Origin of the sequence: Alkalibacterium sp. 20 (assembly GCF_001885615.1) — a bacterium.
Classification (GTDB): Bacteria; Bacillota; Bacilli; order Lactobacillales; family Carnobacteriaceae_A; genus Alkalibacterium.
The window spans coordinates 1-1,867 of record NZ_LSRN01000090.1 but is presented as its reverse complement, the minus strand read 5'-3'; the positions used below and the strand labels follow the sequence as shown (position 1 = coordinate 1,867).

Sequence of the window (1,867 nt, the reverse complement as noted above, 5' to 3'; positions counted from 1 at the left end):
GAAGATAGAGATGAAAAAAAGTGTTATGTGGAATTATTTAGAAGAGATACCGGATCGTGCTTTAGAATTGATAAATCATAGTCAGATTCCAAATTTTGTTAAGCAATACAATGTAAAAGCTTTAAAAAAGATAATTTTTATTGGGTCAGGTAGTTCACTTAATATTACGTTAGTTTCAAAGAATATTTTTGAGAAATATTCCAAACTGTCAATAGAATCATATACACCGACTGAGTTTAAATTTAGTACTTTTGATAACGTTAATGCAAATGAAACGTTAGTTATCGCTATTTCACAAACAGGAACGAGTTCTGGCACAATTGAAAGTATCAGATATGCTAAATCTTTAAATTTTGAAGTTCTGACAATTACAGAAAGAGAAGCTACTCCAGTACAAAAAGAAGGTGATTATTACTTGAATTTCCTTTGTGGTTTGGAAGATTGTAATGCTAAGACAAAAGGATACATTAATTCGCTGCTATTGCTTCAACTTCTTGCAATAAATATAGCAAAAGAAAAGGGTAATGTATCAGATAAAACATTTAATGAATTCCTCAAAGAATTAAATGTTAGTATTGAAACGATACCAAAAACAATTACTGCAACACTTAATTGGTTAGAAAAACATAAAGATTGGGCAGCTATTAATCATTTATTAGTAATAGGATACGGAACTAATTACGGGTCAGCAGTAGAAGGAATGCTTAAGATACTTGAAACCCTTGGAAAACCAACAAGTGTAAGTGAACTTGGAGAATTTTCTCATGGTTTTCATCGTACGATATCATCTCTATCAACAGTAATTTTAATCCAGACGGAGGAAGAGGGGAAAAATGAGGCTTTATTAACAAGTACCTATCTTGAAAAGAAAGTAGAACGTTTGTTAGTAATTGACAGTTGTAAAGAAGTAAACCCTAGCGAGAATGTTATTAATATTGATTATCAAAAATTTACAGCTTCATCAATAAATATTACAGTTGTTTTGCAAGTTATCGCAATTTTCTTGCCGGAAGTAATAGGATACGATCCTAATAGAGAATTAAATGAAGAGTATACAGAACTTGTGAAAACAAGAGTAAAATACAGATAGCCATTTCTGTTTTTTTAAAAACAAAGAGGTGATCTTATAAACCGAGTGCATGCATTATTAGAGAGTATACTCCATTTTGATAAGCCAGTTACCATTAATCAAATGGCAGAAAAATTTAAAGTATCGGGAAAAACAATTAGAAATGATTTATCTTCTGCAAATACTATACTAACGGAATATGGTTTAACATTAATAAAAAAACCGGGAATTGGTATGTTTATTCAAGGCGAAGAAAAAGAGAAACAAAAATTCTTGAATTATGTAAAATCTAAGGAAGTAAGAGTATTGCCTACAGAGGAACGGCAAAATAAGTTGCTGATTAGATTATTATCAAGCGATTGTCTTATTTTAATCAAAGAGTTAAGCCAAGATTATTATGTAAGCAGAAGTACAATAACAAAAGATTTAGACAAATTAAATAAACGACTACTTCCATATGAGCTCCAGATTAGGAATATAAAAACATACGGACTAATTATTGAAGGAAACGAAAAAGAGAAAAGAAAATTATTATCCGAATTATTTCCTGTTAAATTAGAGATAGATACGTTAGAAGAAAAAAAAATATGCTGGATTTTATAATGAAGTTAGCCGCTTAGGCTAACATATAAAAAACGCCATGTGAATTTCATGTTATATTGAAGTTACCGCTAACTCTCAATAGACAGGATGAATTCACATGACGCACTCTAACGATAACACATCAGCACGTAAGGGAAAACACTTATCTTATTCAAAACGGTCTCAAATTGCTATTCTAAAGATTGAACACTACTC

At 30.5% G+C, this 1,867-nt stretch carries 2 protein-coding genes; both read left to right on the top strand.

What is annotated here, in order from left to right; genetic code table 11:
* Positions 1–1,090 (top strand): SIS domain-containing protein (locus AX762_RS11875; RefSeq protein ID WP_218162514.1); only part of this gene is annotated, 1,090 nt, incomplete at its 5' end.
* A 45-nt stretch (positions 1,091–1,135) separates the two neighbouring features.
* Positions 1,136–1,672 (top strand): helix-turn-helix domain-containing protein, encoded by a 537-nt coding sequence (locus AX762_RS11870; RefSeq protein ID WP_071849320.1) that lies wholly within the window; start codon positions 1,136–1,138, stop codon positions 1,670–1,672.
* Positions 1,673–1,867 lie beyond the last annotated feature (195 nt).